General features: G+C 41.5%; 1 pseudogene. It reads left to right on the top strand.

From position 1 onward, the window contains the following. Nucleotides 1–229 (top strand): annotated as a pseudogene (gene deoD, locus AAEY55_RS18700) (purine-nucleoside phosphorylase); the annotation flags it as partial.

Raw genomic sequence — 229 nt, 5'->3', positions numbered from 1 at the left:
AACATGTACGGCTTTACTGGAACTTACAAAGGTAAGCCAGTGAGCATTATGGGTTCTGGCATGGGCATTCCTTCAATGTCAATTTATGCTCGTGAGCTTATTGTCAGTTTTGGCGTTAAAAATATTATTCGTATAGGTACCTGTGGTGGTATTGGTAGCGATATTAAAATTCGCGACGTAATTTTTGCACAAGGTGCAAGCACAGATTCAAACGTAAATCGTGCCCGCG

The sequence above is a fragment of the Pseudoalteromonas sp. 120-MNA-CIBAN-0494 genome, assembly GCF_040308885.1.
In the GTDB taxonomy this organism is placed as follows: Bacteria; Pseudomonadota; Gammaproteobacteria; order Enterobacterales; family Alteromonadaceae; genus Pseudoalteromonas; species Pseudoalteromonas nigrifaciens.
The sequence above is the reverse complement of the archived record's forward strand: the minus strand, read 5'-3'. Positions and strand labels throughout refer to the sequence as shown.